General features: G+C 64.4%; 17 protein-coding genes. 6 read left to right on the top strand and 11 right to left on the bottom strand.

The genetic code is table 11. From position 1 onward, the window contains the following. Positions 1 to 14: 14 nt before the first annotated feature. The 5 genes from HV765_RS21390 to HV765_RS21410 all read right to left on the bottom strand — a co-directional run bounded on the left by HV765_RS21390 (position 15) and on the right by HV765_RS21410 (position 4,809). Entirely contained in the window at positions 15 to 761 is a 747-nt protein-coding gene (locus HV765_RS21390) for an SDR family oxidoreductase (RefSeq protein WP_054423116.1), read from the bottom strand. A gap of 13 nt (positions 762 to 774) precedes the next feature. Then, entirely contained in the window at positions 775 to 2,184 is a 1,410-nt protein-coding gene (locus tag HV765_RS21395) for a TRAP transporter large permease (RefSeq protein WP_006227624.1), read from the bottom strand. A gap of 55 nt (positions 2,185 to 2,239) precedes the next feature. Continuing rightward, positions 2,240 to 2,884: a TRAP transporter small permease gene (locus HV765_RS21400; RefSeq protein WP_175170881.1), complete on the bottom strand. Its 645-nt coding sequence runs from the start codon at positions 2,882 to 2,884 to the stop codon at positions 2,240 to 2,242. Positions 2,885 to 2,972: 88 nt separating this feature from the next. Then, positions 2,973 to 3,947, bottom strand: coding sequence for a sialic acid TRAP transporter substrate-binding protein SiaP (locus HV765_RS21405; RefSeq protein ID WP_175170882.1), 975 nt, complete (start codon positions 3,945 to 3,947; stop codon positions 2,973 to 2,975). 127 nt (positions 3,948 to 4,074) lie between these two features. Further along, positions 4,075 to 4,809 carry a FadR/GntR family transcriptional regulator gene (locus tag HV765_RS21410; protein WP_054423117.1) on the bottom strand — a complete coding sequence of 245 codons (735 nt, stop codon included), beginning with the start codon at positions 4,807 to 4,809 and terminating at the stop codon, positions 4,075 to 4,077. A gap of 188 nt (positions 4,810 to 4,997) precedes the next feature. Between HV765_RS21410 and HV765_RS21415 the strand changes: the two genes are divergently transcribed. From HV765_RS21415 to pyrF, 3 genes are read left to right on the top strand one after another with little or no spacing between them, the layout of a single operon-like run. Further along, complete coding sequence (locus tag HV765_RS21415) at positions 4,998 to 5,396, top strand: diacylglycerol kinase (protein WP_054423118.1); 399 nt, start codon at positions 4,998 to 5,000, stop codon at positions 5,394 to 5,396. A gap of 48 nt (positions 5,397 to 5,444) precedes the next feature. Beyond that, complete coding sequence (locus HV765_RS21420) at positions 5,445 to 6,764, top strand: NAD(P)/FAD-dependent oxidoreductase (RefSeq protein ID WP_175170883.1); 1,320 nt, start codon at positions 5,445 to 5,447, stop codon at positions 6,762 to 6,764. An 8-nt stretch (positions 6,765 to 6,772) separates the two neighbouring features. Then, a complete protein-coding gene (gene pyrF, locus HV765_RS21425) occupies positions 6,773 to 7,591 on the top strand; it encodes an orotidine-5'-phosphate decarboxylase (RefSeq protein ID WP_006227618.1) in 819 nt (272 codons plus the stop codon). Between the two features lie 102 nt (positions 7,592 to 7,693). On the opposite strand, the gene HV765_RS21430 is transcribed toward pyrF, so the two are convergent. The 6 genes from HV765_RS21430 to ribBA form a co-directional block, all read right to left on the bottom strand. Next, complete coding sequence (locus tag HV765_RS21430; RefSeq protein WP_054423120.1) at positions 7,694 to 8,260, bottom strand: CinA family protein; 567 nt, start codon at positions 8,258 to 8,260, stop codon at positions 7,694 to 7,696. Next, positions 8,257 to 8,763 carry a phosphatidylglycerophosphatase A family protein gene (locus tag HV765_RS21435; protein WP_175171034.1) on the bottom strand — a complete coding sequence of 169 codons (507 nt, stop codon included), beginning with the start codon at positions 8,761 to 8,763 and terminating at the stop codon, positions 8,257 to 8,259. The genes HV765_RS21430 and HV765_RS21435 overlap by 4 nt, the downstream gene beginning before the upstream one ends. Before the next feature lie 101 nt (positions 8,764 to 8,864). After that, positions 8,865 to 9,830, bottom strand: coding sequence for a thiamine-phosphate kinase (thiL, locus tag HV765_RS21440; RefSeq protein WP_175170884.1), 966 nt, complete (start codon positions 9,828 to 9,830; stop codon positions 8,865 to 8,867). A gap of 144 nt (positions 9,831 to 9,974) precedes the next feature. Next, complete coding sequence (nusB, locus tag HV765_RS21445) at positions 9,975 to 10,484, bottom strand: transcription antitermination factor NusB (RefSeq protein WP_175170885.1); 510 nt, start codon at positions 10,482 to 10,484, stop codon at positions 9,975 to 9,977. Beyond that, positions 10,453 to 10,989: a 6,7-dimethyl-8-ribityllumazine synthase gene (ribH, locus tag HV765_RS21450; protein WP_054423123.1), complete on the bottom strand. Its 537-nt coding sequence runs from the start codon at positions 10,987 to 10,989 to the stop codon at positions 10,453 to 10,455. Before ribH ends, nusB begins: the two co-directional genes overlap by 32 nt. A 10-nt stretch (positions 10,990 to 10,999) precedes the next feature. Continuing rightward, positions 11,000 to 12,178, bottom strand: a complete 1,179-nt coding sequence (ribBA, locus tag HV765_RS21455) for a bifunctional 3,4-dihydroxy-2-butanone-4-phosphate synthase/GTP cyclohydrolase II (RefSeq protein ID WP_054423124.1) — start codon at positions 12,176 to 12,178, stop codon at positions 11,000 to 11,002. Between the two features lie 146 nt (positions 12,179 to 12,324). Here ribBA and HV765_RS21460 point away from each other — a divergent pair, with 146 nt between their 5' ends. The 3 genes from HV765_RS21460 (at position 12,325) to phnD (ending at position 15,140) form a co-directional block, all read left to right on the top strand. Beyond that, the gene (locus tag HV765_RS21460) at positions 12,325 to 13,152 is read left to right on the top strand and encodes an HAD-IIB family hydrolase (RefSeq protein ID WP_175170886.1); all 828 of its coding nucleotides are present in this window, start codon (positions 12,325 to 12,327) and stop codon (positions 13,150 to 13,152) included. A gap of 13 nt (positions 13,153 to 13,165) precedes the next feature. Then, positions 13,166 to 13,984 carry an IclR family transcriptional regulator gene (locus tag HV765_RS21465; protein ID WP_054423126.1) on the top strand — a complete coding sequence of 273 codons (819 nt, stop codon included), beginning with the start codon at positions 13,166 to 13,168 and terminating at the stop codon, positions 13,982 to 13,984. Positions 13,985 to 14,141: 157 nt separating this feature from the next. Further along, positions 14,142 to 15,140 carry a phosphate/phosphite/phosphonate ABC transporter substrate-binding protein gene (gene phnD / locus HV765_RS21470; protein WP_054423127.1) on the top strand — a complete coding sequence of 333 codons (999 nt, stop codon included), beginning with the start codon at positions 14,142 to 14,144 and terminating at the stop codon, positions 15,138 to 15,140.

Consider the following 15,140-nt stretch of genomic DNA (forward strand, 5'->3'; position numbering starts at 1 on the left):
AAAAATGGGTGCGGTCAGTTGGACCAGCCGCCGTCGATCACCTGCGTGGTGCCGGTGGTGAAGGCGGATTCGTCACTGGCAAGATACACCGCCAGCGCGGCAATTTCTTCGGTGCGGCCGATGCGGCCCATCGGTTGGCGGGCGGTGAACGCTGCTTCGACGGCGGCGACGGGCTGCCCGCTGGCCTGCGCCTGCGCGTCAATGCGTTGCCGTAACGATGGGGATTCCACCGTGCCGGGGCAGATGGCGTTGCACCGGATGCCCTGGGCCACGAAGTCGGCGGCCACGGCCTTGGTCAAGCCGATGACGGCGGCCTTGGTCGCACCATACGCGCAGCGGTTCGGCGCGCCTTTGATGCTGCCCGCTACCGACGCCATGTTCACAATCGAGCCGCCGCCGCGCGCCAGCATGCCGGGCAGGCAGGCGCGCATCAGCCGGTACATGGACCGCACATTCAAATTGAACGAAAAATCCCACGCGTCTTCATCGCAATCCAGAATGGTGCCGGCGTGTACGAAGCCCGCGCCGTTGAACAGCACGTTGACCGGCCCCGCGCCCTCCACCAGCGCTTGAATGGCGCGGCCGTCGGTCACATCCACCACTTGGGTGCGGCAGCCCGACAACGTGCCTAACGCGTCGGCATTGATGTCCACGGCCAGCACATCCGCGCCTTCGCGCGCAAACGCTTCCGCTACCGCGCGGCCGATACCTTGGCCGGCGGCGGTAACGATGGCGGTCTTGCCTTGCAGTCTTTGCGACATGAGTACGCGCTCCTTATTTGCCGGCCATGCCCATGGCGGTGGGCAGCCACAGCGTGATCTGCGGGATGTAGGTAATGGCGATCAGCGCCACGAACAGCGGCACCAGCCACGGCAGAATGGCCATCGTGGTGCGTTCAACCGATAGCCGCGCCACCCGCGCCAGCACGAACAGCACCATGCCCATTGGTGGATGCAGCAGGCCGATCATCAGGTTCAAGGTCATGATGAGACCGAAGTGGATCGGGTCGATACCCAGCTTCAACACGATGGGCAGCAGGATCGGCACAAGAATGGTGATGGCGGCGATGGTGTCGATGAAGCAGCCGACGATCAGGATCAGCACGTTCGCCATCAGCAGAAACACCCACTTGTTCTGCGTCACGCTCAGAATGGCGTCGGTCAGCGTTTGCGCGGCTTGCGTGGTGGTCAGCAGCCACGCGAAGACGGATGCCGCCGTCACGATGAACAACACAGAGGCGGTCGTTTCGATGGTGTCGAAGGTGGCTTTGGCCAAGGTCTTGAATGTCATTGAGCGATAGCGCACCAAGCCCAGGAACAACGCCCAGATCACCGCGGCCACGGCGGCTTCGGTGGGCGTGAACCAGCCCAGCGTCATGCCGCCAATCAAGATCACCGGCGCCATCAACGCCATCACCGCAGAAAAGTTGAAGCGCCAATCCAGCGCCAGCAGCGCCACGAATGCAATGCCAGTGGCCACGTTGGGCGACACGCCGGCTAGCGTCATCAGCCAGATCGACAAAGGAAACGACAGCACAATCAGCACTTCCAGGCCCGCGCCGCCCAGCCGCTTCCAGTTGAAGGCCACGTCACCGCCCCAGTTATTACGGCGGGCGTAATAGGCCACGGTCAGCATCATCAGGATGGTCAGCACCGCGCCCGGCAACAAGCCCGCCAGGAACAGCGAGCCAATCGACACGTTGGCCATCATGCCGTAGATAACGAAGGGCAAGGACGGCGGAATGATGGGGCCCAGCGTGGCCGAGGCCGCCGTCACCCCGACGGCGAATTCCGTTTCGTAGCCATGATCTTTCATGGCTTTGATTTCGATGGTGCCTAGCCCCGCGGCGTCGGCAATGGCCGTGCCGGACATGCCGGCAAACACCACCGAGCCGATGATGTTCACCTGCCCCAGCCCGCCGCGCATCCAGCCCACCAACGCCACCGCAAAGTTATAGATGCGGCCGGTGATGCCGGCGATGTTCATCAAGTTGCCGGCCAGAATGAAGAACGGCACGGCCAGCAAGGGAAACGATTCGACGCCCGCAATCATGCGCTGCGCGACCACCACATCCGGCACGCTGCCCGAGATCAATACGAACAACAGCGATGCGCCTGCCATGGACACCGCCACCGGCAAGCCCAGAATCATCAACAGCAGAAAGGTTCCAATCAGTGTGCCCATGAGTCGCTCCTGGAATGGCACTGCGGATACATAAGGGTGTGGCGCGGCGCGCCGTTCAGTCGAGCGACTCGTAGGCCGCCGGGTTTTCCAGAATCGAATAGCCCTGCCGCCAGTTCTGCACGGACACTTGAAGGGACCGCAGGAACATCATGACGAAACCCGCCAGCGCAACCCAGTACACGTAGGACTTGTTCCAGAACAAGGTGGTCATGGGCTCGTCGCCCACCAGCACGATGTAGCGATACGTCAGCCACACGGCATAGCCGAAGAAGGCCGTGCGCAACACGTCGATCAACGTAGACAGCACGCGGCTGACGGGTTTGGGCAGGTAGCGGTACAGGAAGTCCACCTGAATATGGCGGCAGGCGCGCACGCACATCGCAGCGCCCAGGAACACCACGCCAATCAGGCAATACACCGCCAACTCTTCGGTCCACGCGTACGAATCATTCAGCACGTAGCGCGAGAAGAATTGCAGGAAGACGAGCCCCGCCATCGTCCAGAATATCGCCAGGCAGATCCAGTCTTCGGGCGCGTAGCCGGCCAGGCTGACTTCGTGATGGTCGGCCTCTTCGAAGCTATGGACGATCTCGTCGACGGATGACTGATGGGGGCCGGGTGGCGACGCGGCGTGGCCGGGCGCCGGGGTCGGGCCATGGTTGACGGCCGCCATGGGCGCCGCTTTTGCGTTCACGTGCATGAAGTTCCCCTGGTCGGAATCGGGTATCGAGCGCCGGGTATCAAACGGTGGCCGGCAACGGCGGGCCAACACGGCCCGCCGCCGCGGCTTACTTCACCGCCTGGATCTTTTCCCAATCCGATTTCTGATAGCCGTACTGCTCGAACGGCACCTTCTCCAGCACGGTCTTGCGGAAGTCGTCGACGTTGACTTCGGCCACGTTCAAGCCGCGCTTTTTGAACACTTCGACCATTTTCTTTTCGCTGTCGGCAACTTCGGATGACGCCTTTTCCGCTGCCTGCTGCGCAACCTCCGCGAAGATCTTCTTGTCTTCATCAGACAAGCTCTTCCACAACTTGCCCGAGATCACCGTGTTCAGGTGGTCAACGATGTGGCCCGTCAGGATGATGTTCTTCTGCACTTCGTAGAACTTCTTCGCTTCGATGGTGGTGAGCGGGTTTTCCTGCGCTTCCACCGTGCCGTTCTGCAAGGCCAGATACACCTCGGCGAACGCGATGGGCGCGGTGTTGGCGCCACAGGCGCGCGGCATGGCCAGGTAGGCCGCCACGTCCGGCACGCGAATCTTCATGCCCTTCATTTCCGAGCACTTGGTGAAGGCGCGATTCGATGTCGTCTGGCGCGTGCCGTAGTAGGTGGTGGCGACGATGTGGTTGCCGCTTTTTTCGTCGTAGCCGCCCGTGAGCTCCTTGTAGATATCGCTCTTGGTGTAGGCGATCAGGTGCTCGGGGCTGCGGAAGGTGTAGGGGTAATAGGTGACGCCGATGCGGGGAAAGCTCTTGGCGGCGAAGCTGGAACCCGAGATGATCATGTCCACCGTGCCCAGCGTCAGCCCCTGGTTGATGTCGTTCTCCTTGCCCAGCTGAGAGGCGGGGTAGACATCGATGTGATAGCGGCCGTTCGTGCGTTTCTCGATTTCCTGCGCCGCCCACACCGACGAGGTGTGGAAGGGTTCGGAAGTCTCGTACACATGCGCCCATTTCAGCTTGGTTTGCGCCAGCGCGCTGCCACTGACGGCGAGCGCGACGGCGGCAAACAGCACTTTGATAGCGTTGCCTCGATTCATGTTGTCTCCTCTCTTTGAGGTAACGGACGCGGCGAATGTTGTTGTGAGCCGGCCCGCTTTATGTTTCACATCGGGATATCACCTACAGGTTGCACCTTCGTACTGCGACTACGGTTCCCCGGTGGCGTCAGGACGCCGCCGGCTCTTTGCTATCCACGCGCATCGTCTCGGCCCCGCCTGGCCAGCTGGCGGTCAAGCGGTCGAACGAGCAGGAAAGATGGTGATGCATCGCGGCGCGCGCGGCGGTTTCGTCGCCCGCCGCGATGGCGGTGATGACGCGGCGATGCTCGGTAATGGCGACGGCCCAGCTGTCCGGGTTTTCGAAGTAGTCGCCCAGCTTCACGGACAGGGGGTTGTGGCGTTCGTCGAAGAGTTCGCCCACCACGCGCACCAGCACGGCGTTGTTGGCCATTTCGGCCACGCGCAAGTGAAACAGGCGGTCGCCGCGGATGGGCACGTAGCCTGCGCGGGCTTCCTCTTCCATGGCGCCTACGGCTTCCAGCAGGCCATCCACCAGCGCCGGCGCCGTATGGCGGGCGGCTTGGGCGGCGAGTTCGCCTTCGATGGTCCAGCGTGCGCGGATGGTTTCAAGCGGGCTTTCGGCGGTCAGGCTCGCGCGCGGCGCGCCGGCCAGGCTCTGCACGTACACGCCGGAACCCATGCGCACTTCCACCCAGCCTTCGACTTCGAGTGCGATCAGCGCTTCGCGCACCGACGGGCGCGACACGCCCAGCTTCAACGCCAGATCTCGCTCCGGGGGAAGCCGCGCGCCCACGGGAAATTCGCCCGCCTCGATCAGCAGACGCAACTGGTCGGCAATCTGGCGGTACAAACGTCGCGGCTCGATGGTCTGAATCGGCATGGGGCGGGAAGCCTTGGGGATACAGCTGGCTGACAGGACGAAAAGGTAAAGTGGCCTTACCAATTGACCAGAATCCTGCGCCTGCTGTCGTTGGGTCACAATTAGGGTTTGCCCATAGCCCTGCTTCGCATCACGCGGGCAACCCTTATCTGTTAAAAAGCCGCCACACCCGGCCCTCTTTCGCAACCATGACCCACGACCCGCAACACTCGCCCTTTAAAAGCAGCGGCGGCGCGCGCCGCATCTTGAATGCGCTGCGTTATTCCTGGCAGGGCCTGAAGGCCGCCGTCAAATATGAAGCGGCCTTCCGCCAGGAACTGGCGCTGGCCGTGCTGATGATTCCGGCGGCGTTCTTCCTGGGGCGGACCACGGTCGAGGTCTTTTTTCTGGTTGGCACGGTCATCATGGTGCTGGCGGCGGAACTGCTGAATTCCGCCATCGAAGCCCTGGCCGATGCTTTGTCCGTGGAACGCCACCCCTTGCTGGGGCGCGCCAAGGACCTGGGCAGCGCAGCGGTGATGCTGCTGCTGATCTTCGCCGGAGCGGTCTGGATAGGCGTTGCCATTAGCCGTTTCGCCATGCATTGATACGGGTGGCGCCCCATGGGGGGTGCGCCGCTCTTTATACTGGGAGCCATGATGCCTAATTCGACGTCAGCACCCTCTGAGCGCATCGTCATCGTTGGCGGTGGCGCGGGCGGCCTGGAACTGGCCGCAAAGCTTGGCCGCATTCACGGCCGGCAACACGTGACGCTGGTCGACAGCCGTCCATTCCATATCTGGAAACCGTCGCTGCACGAAGCGGCCGCCGGCACGCTGGATATCCACCAGGAAGGCTTGTCCTATCTGATGCTGGCCCACATGAACGGCTTTTCGTTCGCGCAGGGCCGCTTGCTGAGCGTGGATCGCGCGCGCCGCCAGATCGTGGTGGATGCCGTGAACGACTCGCAGGGCCAGGAAGTCCTGCCGCGCCGCGACCTGGGCTACGACACGCTGGTGCTGGCCCTGGGCAGCACGTCCAACTTCTTCAATACCCCCGGCGCGGCCGAACACGCCGTCACGCTGGACACCACCGAAAACGCTGAACAATTCCGCCTGACCATGCTGAAAGCCATGGCGCAGGTGGACTTGGCCAAGGTGCGCAACCCGTCCGCCCGGCTGGACCTGGTGATTGTGGGTGGCGGCGCCACGGGCGTTGAACTGGCGGTTGAGCTGACCGAAGCCAGCCATGTGGTCAGCGCCTACGGCCTGCCTAACTTCCGTGCGGAACGCGACCTGGCGATCACGCTGGTTGAAGGCGCGCCGCGCATTCTGTCGGCCCTGCCCGAGAAAATCTCGGAAGCCGCCACCAACCGGTTGACCGAGCTGGGCATTGGCGTGGAAACGGCGTGCCGCGTATCGGAAGTAACCGCCAACAGCGTGAAGACCGCCGACGGCCGCGAATTTCCCGCGCAGCTGTGCATGTGGGCAGCCGGCATCAAAGGCCCCGCCCTGCTGGCCGACCTGGACCTGCCGCTGAACAAGCTGGGCCAGCTGGAAGTCAACGAACGGCTGGAAACGGCCGACCCGCATATCCTGGCGCTGGGCGATTGCTGCTCGGTACCCTGGCGTGACGGCCGCACCGTGCCTGCCCGCGCGCAAGCCGCGCACCAGCAGGCCGATTACCTGGCCAAGAAGCTCACCGCCCGCCTGCGCCGCTCGGCGGAACCGGCCGGCCCCTACGTCTACCAGGATCACGGGTCGCTCGTGTCGCTGGGCCAGGACGCGGGCGTGGGTTCCCTGATGGGCAAGCTCGCCGGACGGGGACTGTTCGTAAGCGGTACACTGGCGCGCTTGATGTACATGAGCCTGCACCTGATGCACCACAAAGCGGTGCTCGGTATCTCACGCACCGCCTCCCTGGCCCTGGCTCGCCTGCTCATGCGGCGCACGCGCCCCCGGGTCAAACTGCACTGAACTCCCCCATGAATTTCCTGCAAAAACTCGAACACGCCTGGACCACCAGCAACTCGCTTCTGCAAGTGGGCCTGGACCCCGACCCCCAACGCTTTCCGCGCGAATTGCAGGACAAGCCGGACGCCATCTTCCAGTTCTGCCGCGACATCGTCGACGCCACCGCGCCGTACGCATGCAGCTTCAAGCCGCAGATTGCGTACTTCGCCGCGCACCGCGCCGAAGACCAGCTGGAAGCGCTGTGCCAGCACATCCGCGACAAGCACCCCGACTTGCCGATCGTACTGGACGCCAAGCGTGGCGACATCGGCTCCACCGCCGAAAACTACGCCCGCGAAGCCTACGAACGCTATCAGGCGCACGCGCTGACGGTCAGCCCCTACATGGGCCTGGACTCGGTCGAGCCCTACCTGGCGTGGCGTGACCGTGGCGTGATCGTGCTGTGCCGCACGTCAAACCCCGGCGGTTCGGATCTGCAATTCCTGAAGATGGATAACGGCGAGCCGCTGTACCTGCACGTGGCAGGCCTGGTGGCCGACAAGTGGAACGCCAACGGCCAGTGCGGCCTGGTGGTGGGCGCAACGTTCCCGAACGAGCTGGCGGCGGTTCGCCAGCGCATCGGCGACGCCCTGCCCCTGCTGGTGCCGGGCATCGGTGCGCAAGGCGGCGACATCACCGCCACCGTGAACGCCGGCGCCAATGCCGCCCGCAGCGGCATGATGATCAATTCGTCACGCGCCATCATTTACGCCAGCGGCGGCGACGATTGGCGCGAGGCCGCCGGCCGCGCCGCCATGGGCCTGCGCGACGCCATCAACGCGGTGCGTTGATCCCAGCGCAGTCGCCAAAAAAAACGGGTTGCATGCGTGCAACCCGTTTTTTTCAGCGCGGCTTAGCGTCGTTCGGCGGCATGTCGTGTTGCTCAGTGCCGCTTAGCGCCGATTCACCGGCGCGCCCAGAAATTCCAACACCCCTCGCAGCGCAAATTCCACCGCCGCGTGGCGCACCTGCGTGCGATCGCCGGGGAACACGTGCGTGACGGCGCGGCTGGTGATGCCTTCGCCCACGCGCATCGCAAACCCAAAGCACACCATGCCCACCGGCTTGCCCGGCGTGGCGCCGCCCGGCCCGGCGATGCCGGTGGTGGACACGGCCACGTGCGCGGCGGGTGACACCAGCAACACGCCGTTGGCCATTTCCAGCGCCACGGGTTCGCTGACCGCCCCAAAGTGATGCAGAGTATCGGGCGACACATCCAGTTCCGTCACCTTGGCGTCGTTGCTGTAGGTGACGAAGCCGCGCTCGAACCAGTCGCTGGAACCGGCCACCGACGTCATCGCGCCGGCCAGCAGGCCGCCCGTGCAAGACTCCGCCGTGCCCAACATCCAGCCATGGCGGCGCATGGCGTCGCCCAGCCGTTCAGCCAGACCCACGATGGTGGCTTCCGCCAACTGCTCCGCCGATAAATTCGAACGGGTGGTTCCTTGCGGTTCGCTCATCCCAAGACTCCTGTGCGTGCAATCAATGCCATGACCAGCAAGGCGTAGCCGGCGGCGACGATATCGTCCCACATTACGCCGAAGCCGCCCTTGATGTGGGCGTCAAAAAACTTGATGGGTGGCGGCTTGACGATGTCGAAAGTGCGAAACAGCGCAAACGCCAGCAACTGCGACAACCAGCCTGCGGGCGTCAGCCAAAGCACCAGCCAGAACGCCACCATCTCGTCCCAGACCATTCCGACATGATCCGACTGCCCAAGTTCACGGCCCACACGATGGCAGGCCCAGCAGCCGTATAAAAAGGCCAGCGCCAGGAACACGCCAATGGCCAGATCCGACGCCGCAGGCGCCGCCGCCATCCAGATGCCCCAAGCAAGCAACGTGCCCCAGGTGCCAGAGGCCGGGCGGATCAGGCCGCTGCCAAAGCCGAACGCGATCAAACGGCCAGGGTCGCGGCACACCCAGGACAGGGCGGGATAGATAGCCCGCGAGCGTTCGCGCATGGAGACGGATGGCTTATCGGAAGAGGACATGGATGCGAGGCGGAGTAAGAGGGAACGAAGACAGGGATTGCGCGGGGTCTGGGTCCGAGTCAGGGTCTGGGTCAGGACGCGGGGAAATGGTCGAAGCCGGCAGGCAGGTCGGCCAGCGGATGGCCCTGGCTGTCCATCACGCGCAGCCCGGCTTGAGACAGCGTTTGGCCGATGCGGGTGACGCGGGCCTGGGCTGCGCGGGCGGCGGCTTCCACGGCATCGCGTTTGGCGGGCGGAGCGGTAAAGCACAACTGATAGACGTCACCGCCGCCCAGCACCGCGCGGCGGCGCAGCGCTTCGTCCATGGCGGCCACGGCGGGGGCCACCGGCAGGCTCGCTTCATCCAGGCTTGCGCCCAGCCGGCTTGCAGCCAGGATGTGGCCCAGGTCCTGCAACAGGCCGTCAGACAAGTCGATCGCCGCATGCGCAATGCCGCGCAACGCCAGACCCAGCGCCACTTGCGGCTGCGGCCATTCCAGCGCGCCGCGGGTGGCGGCCAGCAAGGCGTCGTTCGCGGCGTACTGGCCATCCAGCAGGCGGTAGGCCACATCGGCCGCGCCCAGTTCGCCGGACACCCAGATGTCGTCGCCCGCTTCTGCGCCATCCCGGCGCAGGGCTTGTCCGGCCGGCACTGCGCCGAACACGGTGACGCTGATGGCCAGGTCATGCGCGCTGCGCGTGGTGTCGCCGCCGATCAGCGGGCAGCCATGGGCATCGGCCAGCGCGTGAAAGCCTTCGGCGAACGCGGCCAGCCACGGCTCTTCCAGACGCGGCAAGGCCAGCCCCAACACGCAGCCGATCGGGCGCGCGCCCATGGCGGCGAGATCCGACAGGTTCACGGCCAGGGCCTTGTGGCCCAGCGCGCGCGGGTCCACGTCGGGAAAGAAATGCCGGCCTTCCAGCAGCAAGTCGGTGCTGGTGGCGACTTGTTCGCCGGGCGGCACGGGAAACAGCGCGCAGTCGTCGCCCACGCCCAGCAGCCCTGCGGGCGCGGTGCGGGTGAAATAGCGCGCGATCAGATCAAATTCGGACGCCACGGCAACTCCGAAAACCCGGCAGGCACGCCGGCACGATTATCAAAAGCCGAAGGGGTCAGGCGCAGGCCGCACCTGCCGCACCGGATAAGGGTGCGCGCAGGGCGGCATGCGCCTGACCCCTTCGACAGGCGGTCAAGCCCCGGTTCAGCGCCGTTGCTGCGCCGCGGCCTGGACCTCGTTCGCACGCACGTCGGCAGCCAGTTTGTCGAGCACGCCGTTGACGAACTTGAAGCCGTCGGTGCCGCCAAACGATTTGGCCAGCTCAACCGCTTCGTTGATGGCGACCTTGTACGGCACTTCGACATGATGAATCAGTTCGAAGCTGCCGATCAGCAGGATGCCATGCTCAACGGGCGACAGCTCGGCCAGCGGGCGGTCGATGTAGGGCGTGAAACGCTCGCGCAGCGTGGGCGCTTCGCGCAGAACACCATGCAGCAAGGTCTTGAACCATTGCGCGTCGGCCTCGGAAAAATCCTCGGTGTCGCGCAAATGGGCGTCGATCTCGCCGGCGTCCTGCGTGCCTTCGCCACCGCGCAGCAGCCACGCGTACACGCCTTGCAGCGCGAATTCGCGTGCACGGCGGCGAGCGCTGCGCGCATTGGCGCGGGCTTGCGCCGCGCTATCAGCGCTTGTCGTCGTCTTCTTCGTCGTCAAAATCTTCGTCCTCGTCTTCGTCGTCTTCGTCTTCGTCTTCTTCCTCGGGTTCCAGCGCCGCCACCAGGTTGGCCATTTCAACGGCCACCTGAGCGCAATCGCGGCCCTTGCCGGCGGCGCGGGCTTGCGCCTGCTCGTCGGTGTCGACGGTCAGAACGCCGTTTGCGACGGGGATGCCGGTTTCCAGGGAGATACGGGTGATTGCCGTGGCCGTTTCATTGCTGACCACTTCAAAGTGATAGGTCTCGCCACGGATGACCGCGCCCAGTGCAATCAGGGCGTCGAATTCAAACGTTTCGGCCATGTGGGACAGGGCCACGCCCAGTTCCAGGGCGCCGGGAACGGTGGTGACCATGACGTCACGTTCGTCCACGCCCAGTTCGGCCAGTTCTTTCAGGCACGCTTCAAGTTCGGCTTGGCCGATTTCTTCATTGAAGCGGGCGCGTACGATGCCGATGTGCAGCCCTTCGCCGTTCAGGTCGGGGGTAAGGATGTAAGGGTTCATGTGTCGGCCTTCAGTGTGTTGCGGGAGTATTCTGCGGGTCGCAATCGTAACCCGTAATGGTCAGCGAGAATCCGGCCATGCTGGGCATCTTGCGCGGCCGGGCCAGCAGCCTCATTTGGCCCACGTTCAGGTCGCGCAGAATCTGGGCGCCGATGCCATAAGTGCGCAAGCCGAAGCGGTCGGTGCTGGCGGCGGCAGCAGCCTGGGCCTTCGGGTCGTTCCAGCCGGCAATCTGGCCAAACAGATGTTCCGTGGACGATTGGCAATTCATCAGCACCAGGACGCCTGCGGGCGAAGCGGCAATGGCCTCAAGGGCCTGCGCCACGCCCCAGCTGTGCGGGCTGGCGCCGGTGTCCAGCACGTCCAGCACCGAGGCCGGCTCGTGTACGCGCACCAGCGTTTCGACGTCGGGGGTCACGTTACCATGCACCAGCGCCAAATGGGCGGAGCCGGTGGCGGCGTCTTCATAGGCCACGGCCTCGAAGGTGCCCCACGCCGTTTGCATGGGGCGCTTGCCCACGCGCTTAACGATGGATTCGTGTTCGCTGCGGTACTGGATCAGGTCGGCGATGGTGCCGATCTTCAGGTTGTGCTGGCGGGCGAATTCCACCAGGTCCGGCAAGCGGGCCATGGTGCCGTCTGGCTTCAGAATTTCGCAGATGACGGCGGCGGGCGTCAGGCCGGCCATGGCCGTCAAGTCGCAACCGGCTTCCGTGTGGCCAGCACGCACCAGCACGCCGCCGGGTACTGCGCGCACCGGGAAGATGTGGCCGGGCTGGACCAGGTCGGACGGCTTGGCGTCGCGCGCCACCGCCACCTGAATGGTGCGGGCGCGGTCGGCGGCCGAAATACCGGTCTCGACGCCTTCAGCGGCTTCGATCGACTGCGTGAAATTGGTGCCGTAGCGCGTGCCGTTGCGGGCCGCCATCATGGGCAATTCCAACTGGCGGCAGCGTTCTTCGGTCAGGGTCAGGCACACCAGGCCGCGGCCATGGGTGACCATGAAGTTGATGGCTTCGGGCGTGACGAATTCGGCGGCCATGACGAGGTCGCCCTCGTTTTCACGGTCTTCTTCGTCAACCAGGATGACGATGCGGCCGGCACGCAGCTCGGCGATGATCTCGGCAACCGAAGCGATGCCGAAGGATTCCGGCTCGGAGCCGGGCAAAGAGGACAACTGGACGGACATGGCGGGCACGCAAACCAGGCGGGAAAGCCCGGATTTTACCGCTCTCGGCGCAAGAATCCCTATTCGCCCGCCAGAAGGCCGCCCGGCGGGGGCATCCGGTTAAACTTTCGCCCGGAGATCCCCCTATAAATCGAAGGAAAAACCTCATGCAAGCCCTTGCGGCCATGCCCTTGACCGTTGCGGCGGCGGTTCGCGTCGTGTTGACCGATATCGACGACACGCTGACCACCGAAGGCCGCCTGCCGGCCGACGCCTACGCCGCGCTGGAGCGCCTGGAACAGGCCGGCATCCAGGTCGTGCCCATTACCGGCCGCCCGGCTGGCTGGTGTGACCACATCGCCCGCATGTGGCCCGTGCGCGCCGTGGTGGGGGAAAACGGCGCGTTCTACTACGCGTATGACCGCAAGGCCCGCCGCATGACCACGCATTACTGGACGGATGCCGCGTCGCGCCAGGCCAGCCGCAAGCAATTGGACGCCATCCGCGACCGCGTGCTGGCCGAGGTGCCTGGCGCAGCCGTGGCCAGCGACCAGGACTACCGCGTGGCCGACCTGGCCATTGATTTCTGCGAAGACGTGCCTGCCCTGCCCGATTCGGCCATCAGCAAGATCGTCCAGATCTTCCACGACGCCGGGGCGCAAGCCAAAGTCAGCTCCATCCACGTGAACGGCTGGTTTGGCGACTACGACAAGCTGACCATGACCCGCACGATGTTCCTGCGCGAATTCGGCCAGGATGTGGCAAGCGCCTTGGACAGCACGCTGTTCATCGGCGATTCGCCCAATGACGAACCCATGTTCGCGTACTTCCCGATTTCGGTCGGCGTGGCCAACATCCAGGCCCAGCTGCATCGCCTGACGGACCGCCCGGCTTATGTCGCGGCGTTTCACGGCGGCGCGGGCTTTGTCGAAATGGCCAACCGGCTGCTGGCTGCGCGCCAGGCGTCGCAGCCAACCCAAGCCCAACCGGCATAAGGTCAGACACACCGTGGCCACCACCAAGCCTTCCTCCTCTGCCGCCGCCAATGACGGCCGCCGCAGCATCCAGTCCATCGAAGTGGGCGTGCCGTTATTGTCCGCGTTGGTGGACGCCGGCAAGCCCCTGAACCTGCGCGACCTGGCCGCAGGCGCCGGCATGACGTCCGCCAAAGCCCACCCCTATCTGGTGAGTTTCATCCGCGTGGGGCTGGTGCAGCAAGACGCCATTACCGGCCAGTACGAGCTCGGCCCCTTCGCCTTGCAGATGGGGCTGGTCAGCCTGCAACGGCTGGACCCGGTGCGCATCGCCATGCCCGAGATCGCCACGCTGCAATCCGAAATCGGCCACACGCTGGGCATTGCCGTGCTGGGGTCGCACGGCCCCACGATGATCCACATGACCGAAGCCAGCTACCCGGTGCACGTGAACATGCGCAAAGGCACGGTGATGTCGATGCTGCACACGGCCACCGGCCTGGTGTTTGCCGCGTGGCTGCCGCCCAAGGTCAGCGAGCACTACATTGCCCGCGAAGAAGGCGACACGGCGGTCATTGCCAGCGTGCCGCCCCCGCGCAAGGCATCGCGCGCCAACATCGAGGCGCAACTGGCCGACATCCGCGTGCACGGCATGGCCCGCGCGTTGGGCAACCCGCTGCCCGGCGTGGATGCGCTGTCGGTGCCGGTGTTCGACAACACCGGCAACATCGTTCTGGCGCTGACCAGCCTGGGTCCCACCGGCCTGTTCGACGTGGCGTGGGACGGCGCCATCGCCCGCCCACTGCTGGCCTGCGCGCAAGAGATTTCGCGCAAGCTGGGCTATCGGAATTAAGACTTTCGTTCGGTTGTTCGCAAAAAAACGAACATAAAGCGAACAATTCGAACAAAAGTCGAAAACAAAGGCAGGGACTTTCCCAAGTGTGCCTGTCCCCTCTTGTGTGTTTGAATTCAGGAAATATTCAAATTCATCCCATAAGAGGAGACAAACCATGCACGCGATGCGTCTATTGCAAGCGGCCGCCCTGGCCGCATTCGCTTTTGGCGGCACGGCCGCCCAGGCCGCCGACACCTGCTCCAACCGCGGTGATCTGGACCAGATGTACTGCGACGCCAACAAGGATTTGGTGGCGGACACGCCCGCCGACGCGTCCAAGCAGAAGACCCCGTCTACCCTGGTGTTCACCTACACCCCGGTGGAAGACCCGGCGGTCTACGAAGACATCTTCAAGCCCTTCACCAAGCACCTGTCCGAATGCACGGGCAAGCGCGTCGTGTTCTATCAAGTGCAAAGCAACGCCGCCGAAATCGAAGCCATGCGCTCGGGCCGCTTGCACGTGGGCGGTTTCTCGACCGGCCCCACCGCGTTCGCCGTAAACATCGCGGGCGCCGTGCCGTTTGCCGTGAAGGGTTATGCCGACGGCTTCCAGGGCTACAACCTGATCGTCATCGTCAAGAAAGACAGCCCCTACCAGAAGCTGACCGACCTGAAGGGCAAGAAGCTCGCGCACACCGCACCGTCGTCGAACTCCGGCCACATGGCGCCCGTGGCGCTGTTCCCCAAGGAAGGCCTGACGCCGGACAAGGACTACAAGGTGGTCTTCTCGGGCAAGCACGACCAGTCCGTCATGGGCGTGAACTCGGGCGATTACGACGCCGCCGCCGTGGCCTCCGACGTGTTCAAGCGCATGGTCGAACGCGGCCAGGTCAAGGAAGCCGACTTCCGCGTGATCTACCGCAGCGAAAAATTCCCCACCTCGTCGTTCGCCTACGCGCATGACCTGGAGCCGAAGTTCCGCGACCAGATGCTCAAGTGCTTCTACGACTACCGCTTCCCCGCGGAAATGTCGAAGGCCTTTGATGGCGCCGACCGCTTCTATCCGGTGACCTACCAGAAAGACTGGGCCATCGTCCGCCAGGTGGCTGAATCGGGTGGCGAAAGCTTCAACCGCGCCGCCTACGACCGCGAATCCGCAAAGAGCAAGAAGTAA

The organism is Achromobacter kerstersii, from assembly GCF_902859595.1.
GTDB classification, from domain to species: domain Bacteria; phylum Pseudomonadota; class Gammaproteobacteria; order Burkholderiales; family Burkholderiaceae_B; genus Achromobacter; species Achromobacter kerstersii.

Bases quoted from the DNA above. Each gene is read 5' to 3' on its own strand.
- HV765_RS21390 (WP_054423116.1), bottom strand. From the start codon at position 761: ATGTCGCAAAGACTGCAAGGCAAGACCGCCATCGTTACCGCCGCCGGC.
- ribH (WP_054423123.1), bottom strand. From the start codon at position 10,989: ATGAACCCTTACATCCTTACCCCCGACCTGAACGGCGAAGGGCTGCAC.
- HV765_RS21435 (WP_175171034.1), bottom strand. From the start codon at position 8,763: ATGCGCGAACGCTCGCGGGCTATCTATCCCGCCCTGTCCTGGGTGTGC.
- HV765_RS21395 (WP_006227624.1), bottom strand. From the start codon at position 2,184: ATGGGCACACTGATTGGAACCTTTCTGCTGTTGATGATTCTGGGCTTG.
- HV765_RS21415 (WP_054423118.1), top strand. From the start codon at position 4,998: ATGACCCACGACCCGCAACACTCGCCCTTTAAAAGCAGCGGCGGCGCG.
- HV765_RS21405 (WP_175170882.1), bottom strand. From the start codon at position 3,947: ATGAATCGAGGCAACGCTATCAAAGTGCTGTTTGCCGCCGTCGCGCTC.
- HV765_RS21400 (WP_175170881.1), bottom strand. From the start codon at position 2,884: ATGCACGTGAACGCAAAAGCGGCGCCCATGGCGGCCGTCAACCATGGC.
- HV765_RS21420 (WP_175170883.1), top strand. From the start codon at position 5,445: ATGATGCCTAATTCGACGTCAGCACCCTCTGAGCGCATCGTCATCGTT.
- pyrF (WP_006227618.1), top strand. From the start codon at position 6,773: ATGAATTTCCTGCAAAAACTCGAACACGCCTGGACCACCAGCAACTCG.
- HV765_RS21430 (WP_054423120.1), bottom strand. From the start codon at position 8,260: ATGAGCGAACCGCAAGGAACCACCCGTTCGAATTTATCGGCGGAGCAG.
- HV765_RS21460 (WP_175170886.1), top strand. From the start codon at position 12,325: ATGCAAGCCCTTGCGGCCATGCCCTTGACCGTTGCGGCGGCGGTTCGC.
- ribBA (WP_054423124.1), bottom strand. From the start codon at position 12,178: ATGTCCGTCCAGTTGTCCTCTTTGCCCGGCTCCGAGCCGGAATCCTTC.
- HV765_RS21410 (WP_054423117.1), bottom strand. From the start codon at position 4,809: ATGCCGATTCAGACCATCGAGCCGCGACGTTTGTACCGCCAGATTGCC.
- phnD (WP_054423127.1), top strand. From the start codon at position 14,142: ATGCACGCGATGCGTCTATTGCAAGCGGCCGCCCTGGCCGCATTCGCT.